Consider the following 17,948-nt stretch of genomic DNA (forward strand, 5'->3'; position numbering starts at 1 on the left):
TGGCCCGGTTACGTGGGGAATGCGTAACGGTTTCACGAGCTCCAGAGCATGTTGGTCAGCTCTTCGTCGAGATCCATGAAGTCGACCTCACGCCCGGCCGGCACGAGCTCGTAGGTCCGGTGGAGGAACTCGGTCAGCGGCGCCAGCGGCACCTCGAACAACGCCTGCCCGAACGGCGAGGTCAGGCTGATGTGGAGCGTGCGCTCCCCGTCGGACCGGGCCGGCCACACCTGGACGTCGCCGTCGCCCACCCGCCGGACGATTCCCACGGTCAGCAGCTCGCGCGCGAAGATCCATTCGACCGGCTCGTCGTTCCCGACGTGGAAGGCCATGCGGATGGCGTAAGGATCTTCGGCCGTGTAGCTCAACCCCGCCAGCAGCGGGACGGTCGTGCGGTCTGGGACGACAAGCCGAAGGCCCAGCTCGGCAGAGACGGTGGTGCTGTTCATCGTCAGCCAAACCTTTTCGTCGTCGGGACCCCCTGCGGGGCTTTCACTGCTCAGACGGACCACGTCCCGAGCTATGACGCGGAACGAAGAAACCTTGCAGGGAAGATTCCGCCGTCCGGCCGTTCTGTAACGCACAGCACAGCCAGACATTTTGGCATCTACCTGCACAAACACCATAACCAACCCGGTGTTTGCGATGGTTTTGCGTGTCCTCCGAGACGTGGATGGGCTTCAGGTGGTGCTTATTGGTCGAGTGTGGAGCATCACGATGCTATGCCAACAGACCGCCACGCCGCCCGTTCCTGGAGAACCTTTCGATGACGATGCGGGGACAGACCCGAGACACGGCGGGGACTCCAGGGGTTGGACGGCCCGCGACTCGGGCTTCGCTTCGCGTGGAGGGGGCGGAGTGCGGTATGGTTCTTGCTGTCGGGCCCCGCAGGGGAACGATCATCCCGGGCGATTAGCTCAGCGGGAGAGCGCTTCGTTCACACCGAAGAGGTCACTGGTTCGATCCCAGTATCGCCCACTCTGGAGAGGGAGACCTGTGGTCAGCGGCTTTGCCGCTTTCCCCGGGTCTCCTTCGTCGTTTACACGGGGGGACGACCCCCCGAACCCCCCGATGCGAAGGGGCTGTCGCCCCCTCGCGCTCCCTCTGGCGCGCTTGCGCGCCCCTGGCGTCGCTTCGCTCCGGGTCGCTTTCGCTCCTTGCGAAGGGCTCTGCCCTTCGCGCTCCCTGGAATTCCTCGCTTCGCCCGGGTGGCTCTCGCTTCGCTCGCCGATTTGCCAGTACCGGCCCAAAGATTCCTTCCGGGTGTCGTCTCTATCGGAAGCCGCACTGTTTGAGGCTGCCACGCGTCGAACAAGGTGGCGAGGCGACGAGATCGACGTTATGGGTCTCGCTCATCAGGCAAGTACCCGTGACGTAGGCCGGGAGATGATCGAACGCGCCGAAACCGCTGTGGACGAGTTAGCGGTGCCTGCCCGGTCGGGGCCCCCGCCTGCCAAGCTCCGTTAGCGCGTCCTTGTTCATCTGAGCTACACCGCGCCTCTATCAATAAGACGACGCTTGCCGAGCGTCGGCAACTCCTGGGCGTGAGCGGTTGGCGTCCTCTGCTGGCTGTCACAGGTCGTATAGACGTGCGTCAGTACAGGGCCGGCACGGCCCGGCTCGTCACCGCCGGGCAGTTCGCCAAGCAGGCCGAGCATGCCAAGATCGCCGCTTGGTGCTTGGATACCGACACTTGGCGGGTCACGAAGTTGCTCCCTGAAGTCTGCTCAGCTCGACTCGTCCTGCCGACCGGATTCATTCCGCTACAGAGCACCGATATGGCTAGCATGCGCCAGTGTCATGAATAGTCGGCCTTATCGGCGAGTGCTAGGTTTTCATCCATGGAGAAGCATGCGCTGAGCGACCTGACCCCCGTCGAATTTGAAGAATTCTGCGTCGACCTTCTCGGTTTCATGGGCTTCAAGGTGGACTGGAGGAAGGGAAGCAACACGAGTGCCAGTACGGCCGACGGCGGAGTCGATATCATCGCCATATATCCACGCGAAGATCCCGACGGATCGCTATACGAAGAGCGCTGGTTCGTCGAGTGCAAGCATTCAACGCTCCGCGCGATCTCAAAATTAGAGGTGGAAAAGCTCCATCTCGCTTCGAAAGGGCGTGACGAGAAAGCCCATGTGCTGCTGTTCATGACAAGCGGAGCACTCGGGAATTCCGCCAAGGACTACATCGCCACACTCCGGAGGAGCGAGCAGCCCCTCCGCATTCTGTACTGGGAGCGAAAGCATCTGGAGAAGCTCCTGAGACGAATGTCGTCCGACACCTCCTCGGGCCCGGATCGGTCCCTGCTCTTTTTGGAGGCGAAAACCCGCCTGACGCACGACGACGTACAGGTACGCACGGGCGGATTGGAGATGTTAGAAGAGTTGGCGGTGTCGTCCCCTTCGAAGAGACAGGCGGTCATGCGGGCCATGTGCCAGTATCTGAGGAACGATTACCGAGAGACCGTGGACGACGCGCACGTCTTCGCTCAGGACGTCATCTCCCGTCATGTCGCGTGGCCGGCCCCCCGGCGCGACCAGGAACCGCCCACGGACTACTGGCCGGACATGGAGATCGACCTGACTGGGGCGCGGCTGAAGGATCTCGATCTGGATAACGCGTGCATCCGGTCAGCGATATTTGACGATGCGGAATTCCTTGGCGATGTGCGGTTGCAAGAATGTCTCATCGAGGAGAGTCTCTCCCTCAGGCATGCTCGAGTGGAGGGAAACTTCTGGTTTTCGGGCAGCAAGGTAGGCGGGTCGGCCTCGTTCTCAGCTACGACATTCGGCGGGTCCGCCTACCTGGGACGCTCAGTTTTCAGAGGGGACACAGATTTCGACCACTGCAGGTTCCACCAGCATGCCAGTTTCGTGTCATGCGATTTCCGTGGCGCGGCGACGTTTCGCGACACCTCATTCATTGAGTCTGCGGACTTCACCTCACTTCGGGTCAAGCGGGATGCGATATTCAAGGATGCGACTTTCAACGACACGACTTTCGAACTGGCAGAGTTCGGCGACTTCGTCAATTTCGGCGGCGTGTCCGCCTCGAGAGACGAGCTGAATCTCAGCCGGGCCAGGGTCGTCCAGAAACTGCTTGGGAACATATGGCCCCTAGGCTATGTCGAGAGACCAGAGAACAGCCGGATGTCACTAGTAGTTCGCGTTCCCGATATCAGGCTCCGGTAGGCAGGGCATACAGCATTCGTGTTCGCGGAGCAATCTTCTTCCGAGCCGACTGAGACGTGACGGCTGGATCCCCATGCCGCCCACCGGCATCACAGGTGGCCGTCTGATCCACCGACTGTCCAGCGGAGCCGGTCATGCCGACTGCGGGCCGGATCGCGGGTGTCGAGCAGGGCTGGCCGCTCGCCGTTCACTCCCGGGTGTCCAGTGCCAAGGTGCGGCGTGGCGTCCTGGCGGCCTCCCTCGATTCGGCGACGATCTTGGGGAACCCATCATGGAGGCTGCTCGTGGACGTCATCGGCGCCGGTTTCGGGCGGACCTGCACCCTCTCGCTCAAAGAGGCCCTTGAGACCCTCGGCTTCGGGCCCTGTTATCACATGGCCGATGTCGTCGAAGACCCCCGCCGGATCCGTCAGTGGCTCGACGTCGGCGACGGGAGGACGGCCGACTGGGACACGATCTTCCAGGGGTTCAGGTCGGCCGTCGACTTTCCCGCCGTCTCCTACTGGCGGGAGCTGACCGGCCACTATCCCGAGGCCAAGGTCGTGCTGACCGTCCGCGATCCCGGCCGGTGGTACGAGAGCGCCCATGACACGATCTTCCATCGTGCGGTCGAGAACGATGAGCCCGATTCCCGGTGGCAACGGTGGCTGCACCGGCTGATGTTGCGGCGGGTGCCCGAGATGGCGCTGTTTCCCCGAATGGCCAAGGCCACGGTCGCCGATCGGGTGTTCGGGGGGCGGCTGGACGACCGGGAGCACTGCATCGAGGTCTTCCTGCGGCACAACGAGGAGGTCAAGGCGGCCGTTCCGGCCGATCGGCTGCTCGTGTACGAGTGCCGGGAGGGGTGGGAGCCGCTGTGCCGGTTCCTCGGGGTGCCGGTTCCCGACGTGCCCTTTCCGCACGTCAACGATCGCACCCAGTTCAACCGCCGGCGGCCCTGGCGGGAACTGAGGCGGCTCGTCCTCGGGCGGCGTCGGCTGGGAGGCTGACGGTGAAGACGGCGCCTTCGCCGGGGGCGCCGGCGACCGTCAGGATTCCGTCGTGGCCGTCGACGACCTCTTTCACCAGGGCCAGGCCCAGGCCGTAGCCGCTGCTCTCCGTCACGTGGCGGGTGAACAGGCGGGCGGGGTCTCCGGGGGCCAGGCCGACGCCGTCGTCGGCGACGGTCAGGCTGACGCGGTCGGCGGCGGAGGCGAGGGTGATGGTGATGCGGCCGCCGGGGGCGGTGTGGGTGAGGGCGTTGTCCACCAGGGCCGACAGGACGCGGCGGAGGGCGGGGGCGGCGCCGCTGACGACCGTCGGGCCGTTCTCGCGGTGCACCTCGATGGTGACGCCGCGGGCCTCGGCGCGGGGCGACTCGGCCTCGGCCAGGTCCTGGGCCAGTGTGGCCAGGTCGACGGGGCGGCGGAGGCGGTCGCTGAGCAGCAGGTCGTCGACGACCTCGCCGAGTTCGCGGGTGCCGGTGACGAGGCGGTCGACGTCCTCCAGCGGGAGTTCACCGCGTCTGAGGCGGATCGAGACGAGCTGGGCCCTGGTGTGCAGGCGGGCCAGGGGGGTGCGCAGTTCGTGGCTGACGTCCTCGGTGAAGCGGCGCTGGCGGGCCAGGGCCTCGCCGAGCGGGGCGATGGCGCGGCAGGCGATCAGGTGGGCGATCAGCACGGCGGCCAGCAGGGCGACGAACTCGGCGGCGATCAGGGTGTGCAGCAGGCGCCGGCGTTCGGAGACCTGGTAGCGCAGGTCGAGCGCGGCCTGGCGGATGACGTCGCCGCGCCGTTCGGTCCGGACGAGGTAGTCGAGGCCGCCGAGTTCGACACGGTCGACGCGGGTCCCGCCGTCGCGGGCGACGGCCCTGATCCCGGCCCGCCACGGGAGGGCCTCGGGCGCGCCCGGCGAGCGGCGGAGGGTGTCTCCCTCGGCCTCGACCAGCCACAGGCAGGGCGGCGGGCTGGTGATGGAGGCGCGTTCGACCCCGGCCCGGACCTCGCGGCGGGCCGCCGCGTCCTGCTGGCCGACCATCACGCTGTAGACGAGGGCGCCCATGATGAGCAGCAGCACGGAGATCGCCCCGGCGGTCCGCAGGGTCACCCGGCGGCGGGCGCGGGTCAGCAGCGTGTTCACAGGCTGCCCAGCCGGTAGCCGACGCCGCGGACCGTCCTGACCACCTCTGAGCCGAGTTTGCCGCGCAGGTAGTAGACGTAGGTGTCGACGATCGACTCGGTGGTGGCGCCGTCGAAGACGCCCCGGCGCAGCGACGCCCTCGTGTGGACGTGCCGGGGGCGCACGGCCAGGGCGCGGAGCAGGCGGCACTCCTGGCCCGAGAGGGGCACCTGCGCGCCGTCGGGCAGGCACACCGCCTGGGCGCCGAGGTCGAGCCAGGCGCGGCCGAGCGGGAGCACTTCGGCGTGGTCGGCGTGGCGGCGGTGCAGCGCGCGCACGCGGGCCAGGAGTTCGTCGACCTCGAAGGGTTTGACCAGGTAGTCCTCCGCACCGGCGTCGAGGCCCGTCACGCGGTCGTGCACGGTGCCGAAGGCGGTGAGGAAGAGCGCCGGGACGGTGACGGCCCGGCGCCGGAGGCGGCGGAGCAGGTCGAGGCCGTCGAGGGCGGGCAGCCCCCGGTCGACGATCAGGACGTCGTAGGCCCGGCTGAGCGCCAGGTGGAGGCCGCGTTGCCCCTCCAGCGCGTGGTCGACCTCGTAGCCGTGGTCGGTGAGGATCTCGACGAGGAGCGCGCCGAGTTCTCGGTCGTCTTCGATGAGCAGCAGCCGACGTGCCACAGAACCAAACTGTCACCGCTGTCACCGAAGCGCCAGAGTCCGGGAGACGTCACCTGGGGTTCTCGTGAAAGTAGATGAAATTTACACCAACTGATCCTCCCGGTCCGGGTCTCCGGCCTCCCGGCGGGCGGGCAGGGCGAGTTCGTAGAGGGGCACCGCGGCGGCCGTGGTGATGACGGCGACCAAGACGAGCATCGCGAAGACCTCCTGGCCGATCATCCCGTGGGCCAGGCCGATGTTGATGAAGATGAGGATCATCAGGCCGCGGGCGTTCATCAGGGCGCCGACGGCGTACGACTCGCGCCACGAGAAGCCCAGGGCGCGCATCGACACGGCGCAGCCGACGTACTTGCCGAGGAACCCGGCCGCGAGGATCAGCAGGAAGGCCAGCAGCATCGTGCCGCCCGCGATGCCGTCGAGGTGGGTGTTGAGGCCGGAGAAGGTGAAGAACACCGGCAGCAGCAGGGTGGAGACGACCTCCATCATGCGGCTGTGCAGGGCTTCGCGGAACTTCGGGTCGCGGGGCATGGCCAGGCCCGCGATGAAGCCGCCGAACACGGCGTAGACGCCGATCCAGTCGGTCAGCCAGCCGGCGGTCAGGGGGACGAGCACGACGACGTACATCATGGTGGGGCTCAGCGTGCCCGTGGCGGCGAAACGGGCGCCGAGCGGGCGCAGCAGCGGGGCGACCAGTTTCAGCATGACCACGGCGAACAGGGCGGTCAGCGCGATCGGGCGGAGCGCGCCGGCGCCGCCGGTGTCGAGGTGGAGGGCGGTCAGCACGGCGAGCAGGCACCACGCCACCGCGTCGTCGACCGAGGCGGCGAGCAGGGTGAGGCGGCCGATCAGGGAGTTCTGGAGGCTGCGTTCGTAGAGGATGCGGGCGAGCATCGGGAACGCGGTCAGCGACAACGCGCCGCCGAGGAAGAGGGCGAACTGCCATCTGCCGCTCTCCCCGGCCGACAGGCTGCCGTACAGGAGCAGACCCGCGCCGAAACCGAGCGCCAGCGACGGCAGGAAGCCCGAGACGGCCAGCACCCCGGCCCGTCTGACCTGGGCGGGACTGCTCGCGCTGTGGTCGAGGCCGGCCCCGACGAGGAACATGTAGAGGGTCAGGCCGATGGTGCTCAGGACGTACAGGATCGGCTTGATCTCGGGCGGGAACAGCGACTGCTGCGCGGCCGGGAACAACCAGCCGAACAGGGTCGGCCCGAGCAGCACGCCCGCGACCATCTCCCCCAGCACGCGGGGCTGGCGCACCATCAGCGCCAGCCGCCCGCAGAGCGCGGCGACGGCCAGGATGACGACCAGGGCGGGCAGCACCTTCAGGACGAGTTCGAGATTCGCGTCCACAGTGATCACCTGTCTCCGAAGTGGCGGGCGCAGAGGGCCTGGCGGCGGGCGTCCCAGACCATGTAGGCGCCGAGCACGAGCTGGACGAGGCTGCGCCAGACGTCCTCCCACCGGTCGCGCGCCGCCATGACCCGGAGTCTCCAGGCGGGTGGCGGCGTGCCGGCGGGGGTGAGCAGGCAGGGGCCCCGGTTGGGCAGGGAGCGGGTGTGCCGGGCCGACGACGAGAACTCCCAGCGGCGCAGGAGTTCCCGGGACGCCGCGCGCAGCGCGATCGGCGCCAGGCGCCAGGCCGGGCAGGGCCGGTTGGCGGCGATGCCGAACGGGATGTGGTTGAGGTCGCGGACGCCGTGCTCGAACCGGCCCGGGTCGAAGCGGTCCGGGTCGGGGAATCCGGCGCGGTGGAAGTCGGGATAGTTGAAGCAGAGCACCGACCCGTCCGGGATGTCGGGCATGTCGCCCCGGGTGATGCGGTGCGCGACGCCGAACAGCGGATAGAGCCGGAAGGTCTCGTTGATGACCTGGTCGAGGAAGCGGTCGTCTCCGGTACGGGCCCGCGCCTGCGTCTCCTTGTGGTGGGCCAGGACCATGCCGAGGTGCGCGGTCGCCTCGGCCATCTGGACCACGGCCGTGTTGAAGAAGACGCCCTGCAGGTAGAGGGCCTGCTCGCGCCGGGTCAGGCCGCCGGGGAGCGGCTGCCGGACGTCGTCGAGCCGGGTTTCGAGATAGGCGGTGAGCCGGTCGCGGCGGTCCATGTGCCGCAGGCCCGTGCACTTCAGCGCGGTCACCACGTCGTCGGCGTTGGCCACGATCAGGGCGCGGGCCTCCGGCGGGCACTCCTCGCCGAAGACGAGTCCGTAGGAGAACTCGGCCCAGACCGGCATGGCCAGGTCGCGCAGCCGGTAGGCGGGCGCGGCGCGGCGGGCGCACCGCACGGCCAGGTCCTCGATCGTGGTCTTCGAGACCGCCAGGAACCCCCGCGTGGCCGCGGCCACGGCGTCGTAGCGCTCCCCCGGTTCCAGGTGCTCCTGGTGCAGGTCGGCGCCCGGGGAGAGCCAGTACCAGAACAGGTCGGACAGGGCCGCGCCCCGGCTGCGTCCCGAGGCGGCCGGGTGGGAGTAGACCTCGCGGAACCGTTCGACCGGCACCGTGACCGTGTCCTGGCCGTTGACCCGCTCGAACACCAGCAGCCGCAGGGCGACGACCCGGCCGGGCAGCCACCAGGGCAGGCTCAGCACGAACAGGACCGCGAGGATCAGCATCGCCGCACCACGCTCGGGTCGAGCGGGGCGCCGACGAGCGCCATGGCGACCTCGGTCTCGGCGCGGAACCGGCGCAGCACCTCGCGCACGCCCCGCTCCCCCTCGGCGGCCAGGCCCCACAGGATCGGCCGCCCGACCAGCACCGCGCGGGCCCCCAGGGCGAGCGCGGTCACGACGTCGGTGCCGCGCCGCACCCCGCCGTCGACCGTCACCGGGACGGCCGCGCCGACCGCGTCCACGACCCCGGGCAGCAGGTCGACGGCGGCGGCGACGCGGTCGAGCTGGCGTCCGCCGTGGTTGGAGACCATGACCATCGCGGCCCCGTGGCCGACGGCGGTCCGGGCGTCGTCCGGGTGGGTGACGCCCTTCACGATCAGCGGCAGGTCGGTGACCTCGCGCAGCCGGTCGAGATGGGCCCAGGAGATCTCCGGGGAGAACTCGATCGGCCGCACCACGTCGCCTTCGCGGAGGTTCTCGCAGGCCAGGCCCTCGGGCAGGTCGCGGAAGCCGTTGTGCAGGTCGCGCGGCCGGATGCCGAACACCGGCGAGTCGGCGGTGACGACGAGGGCCCGGCAGCCCGCCTTCGCCGCCCGGCCGACGACGCGCTCGGTGAAGGCCATGTCGGGCTGCACGTAGAGCTGGAACCAGAGGGTCGCGCCGGTCTCCGCGATGGCCTCGACCGGGGTGGTCGAGGCCATGCTGACGATCATGACGGTGTCCTCGGCCGCGGCGGCCCGCGCGGTCGCGAGCTCGCCGTCGGGGTGCGCGAGCCGGTGGAAGGCGGTCGGGGCGACCAGCACCGGCAGGGACGCACGGCCACCGGGCAGGGTCACCGCCAGGTCGGGTCTCACGCCGCTGAGCACGCGGGGGACCAGCCGCAGCCGGGCGAACGCCGCCTCGTTCTCGTGTACGGCGGTCTCGTCGCCGGCCCCGCCGGCGAAGTAGTCGTAGTGGGCCTTCGGGAGGCGTGCCCTCGCGACGGCCTCGTACGAGGGCATCAGGCCCGCCGGGCGAAGAAGGCGCGCAGGGGCTCCAGGTGGACGTCCGGGGAGGTCCAGTCGTTCTCCAGGTTCTCCGTGACGTGGTGGACGGCCGGTTCCTCGCCGGGGCGGTGGTGGCGGACGACCGGGTGGAGGTAGTGGCCCTCGTCGGCGCGGGCGGCGTCGCTCTGGGTGATCCGGCCCACGGTCACGTCGAAGGGGTCGACCTGGTCGTGGCCGGGGCCGTACTCCAGCGTGATCGTGTAGTGAGGACCCTCGATCGGCAGGTCGGCCGGGCGTTCCTCCAGATAGCGGCCGTCGTGGGTGATCACGTCGGCGATCACGCCGAACTGCTGCCACAGCGCCGAACTGCGGTTGACCCGGTCGAGCACCGCCTGCGCCATCGCCTTCGGGTCGGCGCCGACCTCCCTGGCGGGCCACGGGACGTCGTGGTGCCGCTCCTCCAGGACGCGGTGGAGGGCGCGCGCGCCGTACCGGAAACCGTGGATGAAGCCGCTGGTCCCGCGCTTGAAGTCGCGTGACTGGGTGATGGTGCCGGCGAAGTACAGGCCCGGGACGTCGGCCGACTCGTAGGCCGGGGTGAGAGCCGGGAACCGGCCGCTGGCGTGCAGCGCCGGGCGGCAGGTGTCGTCGAAGATCGACCGGTCGAACGCGAAGCCGGCGCAGACGATGACGCGGTCGTAGGGGATGTCCTTGGTGACCTCGTCGGCCCGCACGAACGCGACGGTCACCCGGTAGGTGCCGTCGTCGAGGCGCTCGATGTGGCGCACGTCGCCGTCGAGGACGGCGTTCTGCGACTTGAGCTGGTAGGTGTCGAGGAAGTTGTTGTTGACCGCGCGCAGATGGCCCACGTAGTGGGTGCGCCAGGCCATCTTGACCGAGTGCGGCCCGGCCACGTGGACGACGGCGGCGGTCTCGACCAGGTTGTCGGCGGTCTCGAAGGCCGAGTTGCCCTTGCCGATGATGAGGACCCGCTTGTCGAGGAAGTCCTTGGGGTCGACGGAGACCAGGCCGTACTGTTCGGCCTGCTCGATTCCGGGGATGGCCGGGACGTTCTCCCGGCTCACGCCGGTGGCGACGATCACCTGCCGGGCGGTGCGCACGGTGCCGTGGTCGTCGGTGACGGCGAACCCGCCGTCCGTCCTGGTGACGTGGCGGGCGCGGGAGCCGTACACGACGTCGAGGCCCTCGGCGAATCTGGCCAGGTAGCGCACCATGTCGTCGGCGTGCGGGAAGTAGCGGTCGCTGAAGCGGGTGAACAGCAGCTCCGGGTCGTCGGACAGCAGGCTGTTCCAGTCCATCCGCAGGTTCAATTCGGGGTCGTCGGTGCCGTTGTGCTTCTTGTTGATGGAGATCAGGGTCCGATGGCGGGGGAAGGTCGCGAAGAACGTGCCCGGCGCCGGGCCCGCCTCCATGATCGTGTACGACCTTCCGGCCGCCCTCAGGAACCATCCCATCTGCAGACCGGCCGGTCCCGCGCCGATCACCAGGTAATCCAGCATGCCCCCAGTGTTGGCGGGCGATTCTCAGAGAACGATCAGAGCCAGTAAGGCCTGCTTGTCAGGTTTCCCCGACGCGGCCAGCGGGACCTCGTCGATGACCGTGATCGTGGCGGGCACGTGGTCGGCCCCCAGTTCCTCCCGCACGTGGCCCTTCAGCTCCCCGATGTCGGGATCCTTCGCCACGACGAACGCGTGCGCCGCCTCGCCGGTGGCCCGGTCCGGGGCGCCGACGACGTAGGCCGCCTCGACGCCGGGACGGCTCTCCAGGACCCGTTCGATCGGCCCGAGGTAGACGACCATGGCGTTGACCATGACGGCCTCGCGCGCCCGCCCCTCGATGTGGACGAAGCCGTCGTCGTCGACGTGGCCCAGGTCCCCGGTGCGGAACCAGCCGTCGGCGATCGGGTTCTCCTCCCCGTTCCAGTAGCCCGTCATCAGGTAGGGGCTGCTGACCAGCAACTCCCCCTCATGGGCCCTGACCCGCACCATCGGATGGGGCCGGCCGACCGTCGAGGCCTTGCCGGGCAGGTCGCGCGGGGTGAGCATGGAGATCGAGCCGGCCTCCGTCGCGCCGTAGCCCTGGTAGACCACCGGCCCGAGCAGCTTCACCGCCCGCTCCAGCCGGGACGCGGAGATGGGCGAACCGCCGACCATCATGGCGCGCATGTCGGGCAGTTCGGTGCCGGTGTCGATGATCTGGGTCAGCCGCGGGACGGTGAAGATCGAGCCGGTGATGCGCAGGTCGCGGTAGACGCGGGGGAACTCCGGGTCCACCGGGATCACGACGGTGCCGCCGCCGAGCAGCGCCAGGCCGAGGAACTCGAAGACGACCATGCTCGCCAGCGTGCCGAACAGCAGGTACCGCTCGAATCCGGCGGCCATCTCCCGGGCGACCGGCGACCACGCGCCGGGCTGCCAGGCCCAGTGCCGGTCGAGCGCGCCGTAGGTGACGGCACAGCCCTTCGGCCGTCCGGTGCTGCCGCTGGTGAAGGCCAGCAGCGCGACGTCGCCCGGACGGCCCAGCGGGGTCAGGCAGGTGCCGGCCCCCACCTCCGGCAGGGTCGTGTCGTCGACGACGTGGTCGACGTCCATGGCGAGGACGTGGGCCAGTTGCGCCTTCGAGTAGCCCGGCCGCACGCCCACCACCCGGCAGCCCAGGACGTGCGCGGCCATCTGGGCGGCGAACGCCTCCGGCGTGACCGAGGTGCGGAACGCGACGGCCTTGCCGCGCAGGCCCTTGGCGTCCAGGGTGCCCGCCATCGCGCCGATCAGGGCGAGCAGCTCGGCGCGGGTGACGACGCGCGAGCCGTGCTCGAAGACCGGCCGGTCCGGTTCCTCGCGCAGGAGGTCCAGCAGCGGTGCGGGGAAGACCATGACGCGTCTCCTTCGGGTCTGGGAAAGCGGCGACGGACGCGATACAACCACCGTGAGATCAGAGCCCGATCAGACCCCCGGGAGGCCGCTCGTGGACGTCATCGGCGCGGGATTCGGCCGGACCGGCACCCGGTCGCTGAAGGCGGCACTCGAACTGCTCGGATTCGGCCCCTGCTACCACATGTCCACCGTGGTCGCCGAGCCGCGCCGGGTCAGGCAGTGGCTCGACGTGGGCGAGGGGGGGCCGGCCGACTGGGACACGATCTTCGCGGGCCACCGGTCGGCGGTCGACTTCCCGGCGGCGTCGTACTGGCGCGAACTCGCCGCCCACCACCCGGCGGCGAAGGTGATCCTGACGGTCCGCGACCCCGGCCGCTGGTACGACAGCGCCCGCGAGACCATCTTCCGCCGCGAGATCGACGCCGGCACGCCCCAACCGTGGCGGCGCCGGGTGATGAGCCGCCTGATCGCCTGGCGGGCGCCCGATTTCGCGATCTTCCCCCGGATGTCGAAGGCGACCGTGTCCGACCGGCTGTTCGGCGGCCGGGTGGCCGACCGCGACCACTGCGTCGCGGTGTTCCGCCGCCACGTCGAGGAGGTCCGCGCGACGATCCCGGCCGACCGGCTGCTGGTGTTCGAGTGCCGGGAGGGCTGGGAGCCGCTGTGCCGGTTTCTGGGGGTGCCGGTGCCGGACGTGCCGTTTCCGCGGGCCAACGAGCGGGCGGCTTTTCGGGCCAAGCGGCCGGGGCGGGCGCTGGGCCTGATCGTCCGGGGCCGCTGAGGCCTCAGCCCGCCAGCAGCGCGCGCATCCGGCCGATCTCGATCTGCTGGCCCGTCACGATGTCGAGCGCCAGTGTCCGCATCAACTGGTCGCGGCCGCCCTTCAGTTGCTCCCCCGCCATCGTCACCGCCCCCTCGTGGTGGCGGATCATCAGCGTCAGGAACAGGCGGTCGAACGCCTGCCCGCGTGCCGACCGCAGGTCGTTCATCTCCTCCAGCGAGGCCATGCCGTAGCCGGTGGTGTGGGCGTGGCCCGCGGGGATCTCGCGGCCGAGCCGGGTGAGCCAGCCGGACAGGACGCCGATCTCCGGCTGCTGGGCGGCCGTGATCCGGCCGGCCAGGGCTTTGACCCGCTCGTCTTGGGCGCGGTCGGCGACCAGGCCGGTCATCTCCAGAGCCTGCCGGTGGTGGCCGATCATGCCCTCGGCGAACCGCACGTCGGTGGCGGCCACGTCGGCTCCGTAGGTGCCGAGGGTCTGGCCGGGGGTCGCGACGGTGCCGCTCTCTCCGGGGGCGCCGGGCAGGACCACCGGCGGGCCCGAACCCGCCACCACCGGGCGCGGGTCGTCCGCGCCGGGGGTGCAGGCGGCCACCGCCGTCAGGGCGATGGCCGCTAAGACGGCACGTCTCACGGGTCGAGGTCGTCGGCCGAGCGGGCCGCGAAGGCCTCCATCGCCTTGCGGGTGACCGGACCGGGGCCGACCGGCAGGGCCTTGCCGTCGACGAGGCCGATCGGCTGGATGTCGCGGGTCGTCGAGGTCAGGAAGGCCTCTTCGGCGTCGTAGAGGGCGGCGAGCGGGACGTCTTCCTCGACGGCGTCGGGGTACCACTCCAGGGCCAGGGCGCGGGTGACGCCGGCCAGGCAGCCCGACGACAGGGTCGGGGTGATCAGGCGGCCGCCGCTGACGATGAAGATGTTGCTGCCGGTGCCCTCGCAGAGGTTGCCGGCCAGGTTCTCGAAGATCGCCTCGCCGCCGCCGCGCTCCTTGGCGTAGGCGAGGGCCTTGGCGTTGTCGCCGTAGGAGGTCGACTTCACGCCGCTCAGCGCGCCGCGCTCGTTGCGGGGCCACGGGACGACGACCACGTCGGCGGTGGCCGGGAACGGCTTCTGCTCGCCGACGATGATGATCGTGTTGGTGCCCTCGGAGCCCCGGTCGCTGCCCAGCGGGCCGGGACCGCTGGTGTAGGTGACGCGGACGCGTCCCAGCGGCCAGCGCGGCGCGGCGGCGACGGTCGCGCGGACGCCGTCGGCGATGGCGGCCGTGTCGGGTTCGGGGAGGTCCATGCGCTTGGCCGACAGGGCCAGGCGGTCGAGGTGGCGGGTGAGGGCGAAGACCTCGCCGTTCGTCACCTTGATCGTCTCGAAGACGCCGTCGCCGACCATGAGCCCGTGGTCGAAGACGGACACGACCGCCTTCTCCGGAGCGATCAGATCGCCGTTGACCCAGATGGGAACCGCCATGTGAGCCTTCTACCCTTCGTCTGAGCGGGATGCGAGCGCGATGAGCCGGGACGCCTTCAGCTCCGTCTCGCGCCATTCGTGCCCGGGGTCGGAGCCCCATGTGATGCCGGCACCGGTGCCGAAGCGGATCTCCTCACCGGTGATCCAGAAGGTGCGGATGCCCACCGCCAGGGCGGCCTCGCGCCGATCGGCGTCGACCCAGCCCACCGCCCCACAGTATGGCCCCCGGGGCGCTGCTTCGAGCGTATTGATGATGCTCAGCGCGGACGATTTCGGCGCACCCGTGACGGAACCGGGCGGGAACGTCGCGGCGAAGATCTCCGGCCACGACCTCCGGGTGGTCGCCTGGACGGTCGAGACGAGGTGCACCAGCCCCGGGTGCTCCTCCACGGCCAGCAGCTCGGGCACCGTCACGGAGCCGACGTCGGCGACGATGCCCAGGTCGTTGCGGACCAGGTCGACGATCATCACGTTCTCGGCGTAGTCCTTCTCCAGCAGGTCGGCGTACGTCTCCCCGGTCCCCTTGATCGGCCGCGAGGTGATCACCGGGCCGCTGCGCCCGAGATAGAGCTCCGGCGAGGCCGACACCACGGTCAGGCCCGGCACGTGGATCACCGCCGAGTGGGGCGCCGGGTTCCCCTCGGCCAGCAGCCCGGCCAGCGCCAGCGGGTCGCTGCGGTGGGTGAGCGGCGCCGACAACACCCGGCAGAGGTTGGCCTGGTAGACCTCGCCCCGCTCGATGTGGTCGCGGATGGCCCGGACCCCGGCCTCGTAGCCGGCCCGGTCGAGGGAGGAGCGCCACTCGGAGCGGCGCGGGCCGATCCACGGGCCGCTGGGGGCGGGCAGCGGGGCGGGGCGGACGTCGTCGAAGCGGGCCAGGGTGACCTTGCCCTCGAACTCCACCACGACCGCCCACCAGCCGCCCTCGTCGAGGGCGGCCAGATCGGTGGCGACGTCGCTCAGGCCGGTGGCCAGACGGCCCGCGACGTGGGCGAAGGCGTCGTGCATCCGGCCATTCTCCCAGCGGCCCCCGCGAGCACTCGCGCCAGCTCCCGCGCGGCGGGCAGCGCCACGCGCGGCAGCGCGGCGAACACGGTCCGTCGCGGCGCGTTCGCCGCGATCGGGCGCAGCACCAGGTCGGGCCGCATGCCCTGGGTGGCGAGCGCCGGGACGAGGGTCACGCCCAGCCCGGCCGCGACGAAGCCGAGCTTGCCCGTCCACTCCCCCACCCGCATGCCGACCCTCGGGGTGAACCCGGCGGCGGCGCACGCGGCGGCGAGCATGAGGCCCTGACCCGGGCGGGCGCCCTCGATCCAGTTGTCGTCGCGCAGGTCGCGCAGGTCGATGGCGGCCCGGCCGGCGAGCCGGTGGCCGGCGGGCAGGCCGACGAGGAACTCCTCCTCCAGCAGCGGTTCGAGGGCGATCGAGGGCGGCGCGTCGAGCCCGGCCGGATAGTCGCTGACCACGGCCACGTCGATGGCGCCCTGGTCGAGCCGCTCGACGAGATGGCCGGTCAGCCCCTCGATGAGGGTGGTGTCGACGTCGGGGAAGGCGGCGCGGTAGTCCTTCAGCGCCGCCGGGACCAGCGCGGCGTTCGCGGTCGCGAAGGCGCCCACGCGCAGGCGCCCGCCGGTCCCCCGGTGGACGGCGGCCAGTTCCTCCTCGGCCCGCTGGAGGCGTTCGAGCACCTCACGGGTGTGCCGGTGGAGGGTGGCGCCGGCGGGAGTGAGGCGTACACCCCGGGGCAGCCGCTCGAAGAGCGGCCCGCCCGCGCGCGACTCCAGGGCCGCGACGCGCCGGGAGACGGCCGACTGCGTGTACTGGAGCTCCACGGCCGCGGCCGTGAAGGAACCCAGCCGGGCCACCGCGTCGATCAGGCGCAGGGCGTCGGTGTCGAACACGGGAGCTCCCTTTTGGGTATTCCGTTACCGCATGCTTTCCATGAAATGTACGCGCTGGTGGAATGCCTTGAGCGGGGCTAGGGTCGAAATGTGATCGCTTTTCTGGGATTGGGGAACATGGGTTCCCCCATGGCCCGCCGCCTCGTCGCCGCGGGCCAGAAGGTGACCGTGTGGAACCGCACGCGCCGGGAGCTCGACGGCGCGGCCGTGGCCGACTCGCCCGCCGAGGCGGTGTCGGGCGCCCCGATCGTCATCTCGATGCTGGCCAACCCCGCCGCCGTGGCCGAGGTCGTCGAAGCGGCCCGGCCGGGCCTGTCGGCCGGGACGATCTGGGTGGAGATGTCCACCATCGGGCCCGACGCCGTGGCCGAGGTGCGCACCCTTCTGCCCGATGACGTCCGGCTGGTGGACGCGCCCGTGCTCGGCACGGTCGGTCCCGCCGCCGAGGGCAAGCTGCGTGTGATCGCCGGCGGCGACGCCGCCGACGTCGACCGGGTCAGGGACGTGCTGGGGGTGTTCGGCACCGTCCACCACTACGGGGACCTGGGCGCCGGCGCGAAGATGAAGCTCGCCGTCATGGCCGGGCAGCTCTCGGTGCAGGTGCTGCTGGCCGAGAACCTCGCCTACGTGCGGCGGCTGGGCCTGTCGACCACCGACTACTTCGACCTGCTCGACGCGACCCTGCTCGGCCCGGCCGGCGAACGGCTGCGCCCGGTGGTCGACGAGGGCGTGCCGGAGACCCGGTTCAAGCTGGCCCTCGCCGCCAAGGACCTCACCCTCGCCACAGAAGGGCCCGGCGAGGTGCAGACCCTGACCGCCGCCGCCCGCGACCGCTACGCCCAGGCCGCCGAGGCCGGGCACGGCGAGGGCGACGTCACGGGCATCGTGCCCGCCCTGCTGGACCTGCCGTGAAACTGAACCCGCCCACCGTCCCGGCCACGAACGGCCGCTACTCCCACGCGGCGCGGACCGGCGACCTGCTGTTCGTCTCCGGCCAGGTCGCCGTCGACGCCTCCGGCGAGGTCGTCGGGCCCGGCGACATGACCAGACAGTCCGAGGTCGTGTACGAGAACCTCCGGCTCATCCTCGAAGATCAAGGGGGCACCTTCGAGGACGTCGTGCACATCCGGACCTTCCTCACCGACATGGACGGCCTGCTCGACCACGCCGCGGTACGGGGGCGTCACATGCCGTCTCCCCCGCCCGCCAGCACGACCGTCGAGGTGTCGCGGCTGTTCCTGCCGGGCCTCGTGGTCGAGGTCGAACTCGTCGCCGACCTCGCCGGGAGCGGCCGGTGAGCGCCTTCCCGGCGTGAGCGGCGGGGACGGCGGGAGGGGCCGGGGCGGGCGGA

General features: G+C 70.6%; 17 protein-coding genes and 1 tRNA gene. 6 read left to right on the forward strand and 12 right to left on the reverse strand.

What is annotated here, in order from left to right:
• Window positions 1–32: 32 nt before the first annotated feature.
• Window positions 33–449 (reverse strand): SsgA family sporulation/cell division regulator, encoded by a 417-nt coding sequence (locus AW273_RS27905; protein ID WP_061295511.1) that lies wholly within the window; start codon window positions 447–449, stop codon window positions 33–35.
• A 457-nt stretch (window positions 450–906) separates the two neighbouring features.
• On the opposite strand from AW273_RS27905, the gene AW273_RS27910 reads away from it, so the two are divergent.
• The 3 genes from AW273_RS27910 to AW273_RS27925 all read left to right on the forward strand — a co-directional run bounded on the left by AW273_RS27910 (window position 907) and on the right by AW273_RS27925 (window position 4,180).
• Window positions 907–978, forward strand: a tRNA-Val gene (locus AW273_RS27910).
• Between the two features lie 863 nt (window positions 979–1,841).
• Complete coding sequence (locus AW273_RS27920; protein ID WP_062354282.1) at window positions 1,842–3,191, forward strand: pentapeptide repeat-containing protein; 1,350 nt, start codon at window positions 1,842–1,844, stop codon at window positions 3,189–3,191.
• A 134-nt stretch (window positions 3,192–3,325) separates the two neighbouring features.
• Window positions 3,326–4,180, forward strand: a complete 855-nt coding sequence (locus AW273_RS27925) for a sulfotransferase family protein (RefSeq protein ID WP_232327628.1) — start codon at window positions 3,326–3,328, stop codon at window positions 4,178–4,180.
• On the opposite strand, the gene AW273_RS27930 is transcribed toward AW273_RS27925, so the two are convergent.
• The 7 genes from AW273_RS27930 to AW273_RS27960 all read right to left on the reverse strand — a co-directional run bounded on the left by AW273_RS27930 (window position 4,113) and on the right by AW273_RS27960 (window position 12,454).
• Window positions 4,113–5,309, reverse strand: a complete 1,197-nt coding sequence (locus AW273_RS27930) for a sensor histidine kinase (RefSeq protein ID WP_062354288.1) — start codon at window positions 5,307–5,309, stop codon at window positions 4,113–4,115. The two genes, AW273_RS27925 and AW273_RS27930, sit on opposite strands and share 68 nt — an antisense overlap.
• On the reverse strand, window positions 5,306–5,965 hold the full coding sequence (locus AW273_RS27935; RefSeq protein WP_232327629.1) for a response regulator transcription factor: 660 nt from the start codon (window positions 5,963–5,965) through the stop codon (window positions 5,306–5,308). Before AW273_RS27935 ends, AW273_RS27930 begins: the two co-directional genes overlap by 4 nt.
• 81 nt (window positions 5,966–6,046) lie before the next feature.
• Window positions 6,047–7,318 (reverse strand): cation:proton antiporter, encoded by a 1,272-nt coding sequence (locus AW273_RS27940; protein WP_063910132.1) that lies wholly within the window; start codon window positions 7,316–7,318, stop codon window positions 6,047–6,049.
• A 5-nt stretch (window positions 7,319–7,323) separates the two neighbouring features.
• Entirely contained in the window at window positions 7,324–8,577 is a 1,254-nt protein-coding gene (locus tag AW273_RS27945) for a cytochrome P450 (protein ID WP_062354294.1), read from the reverse strand.
• A complete protein-coding gene (locus tag AW273_RS27950; protein WP_062354297.1) occupies window positions 8,571–9,575 on the reverse strand; it encodes an alpha-hydroxy acid oxidase in 1,005 nt (334 codons plus the stop codon). Before AW273_RS27950 ends, AW273_RS27945 begins: the two co-directional genes overlap by 7 nt.
• Window positions 9,575–11,080: an NAD(P)-binding domain-containing protein gene (locus AW273_RS27955; protein WP_062354299.1), complete on the reverse strand. Its 1,506-nt coding sequence runs from the start codon at window positions 11,078–11,080 to the stop codon at window positions 9,575–9,577. The genes AW273_RS27950 and AW273_RS27955 overlap by 1 nt, the downstream gene beginning before the upstream one ends.
• A 24-nt stretch (window positions 11,081–11,104) precedes the next feature.
• Window positions 11,105–12,454, reverse strand: a complete 1,350-nt coding sequence (locus AW273_RS27960; RefSeq protein WP_062354302.1) for a class I adenylate-forming enzyme family protein — start codon at window positions 12,452–12,454, stop codon at window positions 11,105–11,107.
• Between the two features lie 91 nt (window positions 12,455–12,545).
• On the opposite strand from AW273_RS27960, the gene AW273_RS27965 reads away from it, so the two are divergent.
• Window positions 12,546–13,235, forward strand: coding sequence for a sulfotransferase family protein (locus AW273_RS27965; RefSeq protein ID WP_062354305.1), 690 nt, complete (start codon window positions 12,546–12,548; stop codon window positions 13,233–13,235).
• Window positions 13,236–13,239: 4 nt separating this feature from the next.
• Here AW273_RS27965 and AW273_RS27970 read toward each other — a convergent pair whose 3' ends face one another.
• Genes AW273_RS27970 through AW273_RS27985 form a run of 4 tightly spaced genes read right to left on the reverse strand, consistent with a single transcriptional unit; the run spans window position 13,240 to window position 16,597 of the window.
• Window positions 13,240–13,866: a DUF305 domain-containing protein gene (locus AW273_RS27970; protein WP_062354308.1), complete on the reverse strand. Its 627-nt coding sequence runs from the start codon at window positions 13,864–13,866 to the stop codon at window positions 13,240–13,242.
• Entirely contained in the window at window positions 13,863–14,696 is an 834-nt protein-coding gene (locus AW273_RS27975) for an aminotransferase class IV (protein ID WP_062354311.1), read from the reverse strand. The genes AW273_RS27970 and AW273_RS27975 overlap by 4 nt, the downstream gene beginning before the upstream one ends.
• Before the next feature lie 9 nt (window positions 14,697–14,705).
• Complete coding sequence (locus AW273_RS27980) at window positions 14,706–15,704, reverse strand: chorismate-binding protein (protein ID WP_062354313.1); 999 nt, start codon at window positions 15,702–15,704, stop codon at window positions 14,706–14,708.
• On the reverse strand, window positions 15,656–16,597 hold the full coding sequence (locus AW273_RS27985; protein WP_062354316.1) for a LysR family transcriptional regulator: 942 nt from the start codon (window positions 16,595–16,597) through the stop codon (window positions 15,656–15,658). The genes AW273_RS27980 and AW273_RS27985 overlap by 49 nt, the downstream gene beginning before the upstream one ends.
• Before the next feature lie 117 nt (window positions 16,598–16,714).
• Between AW273_RS27985 and AW273_RS27990 the strand changes: the two genes are divergently transcribed.
• The gene (locus AW273_RS27990; protein WP_083950100.1) at window positions 16,715–17,509 is read left to right on the forward strand and encodes an NAD(P)-dependent oxidoreductase; all 795 of its coding nucleotides are present in this window, start codon (window positions 16,715–16,717) and stop codon (window positions 17,507–17,509) included.
• Complete coding sequence (locus AW273_RS38880) at window positions 17,506–17,895, forward strand: RidA family protein (RefSeq protein WP_062354322.1); 390 nt, start codon at window positions 17,506–17,508, stop codon at window positions 17,893–17,895. Before AW273_RS27990 ends, AW273_RS38880 begins: the two co-directional genes overlap by 4 nt.
• The last annotated feature ends 53 nt before the right edge of the window (window positions 17,896–17,948 follow it).

It is taken from the genome of Herbidospora yilanensis (assembly GCF_001570565.1).
GTDB classification, from domain to species: Bacteria; Actinomycetota; Actinomycetes; order Streptosporangiales; family Streptosporangiaceae; genus Herbidospora; species Herbidospora yilanensis.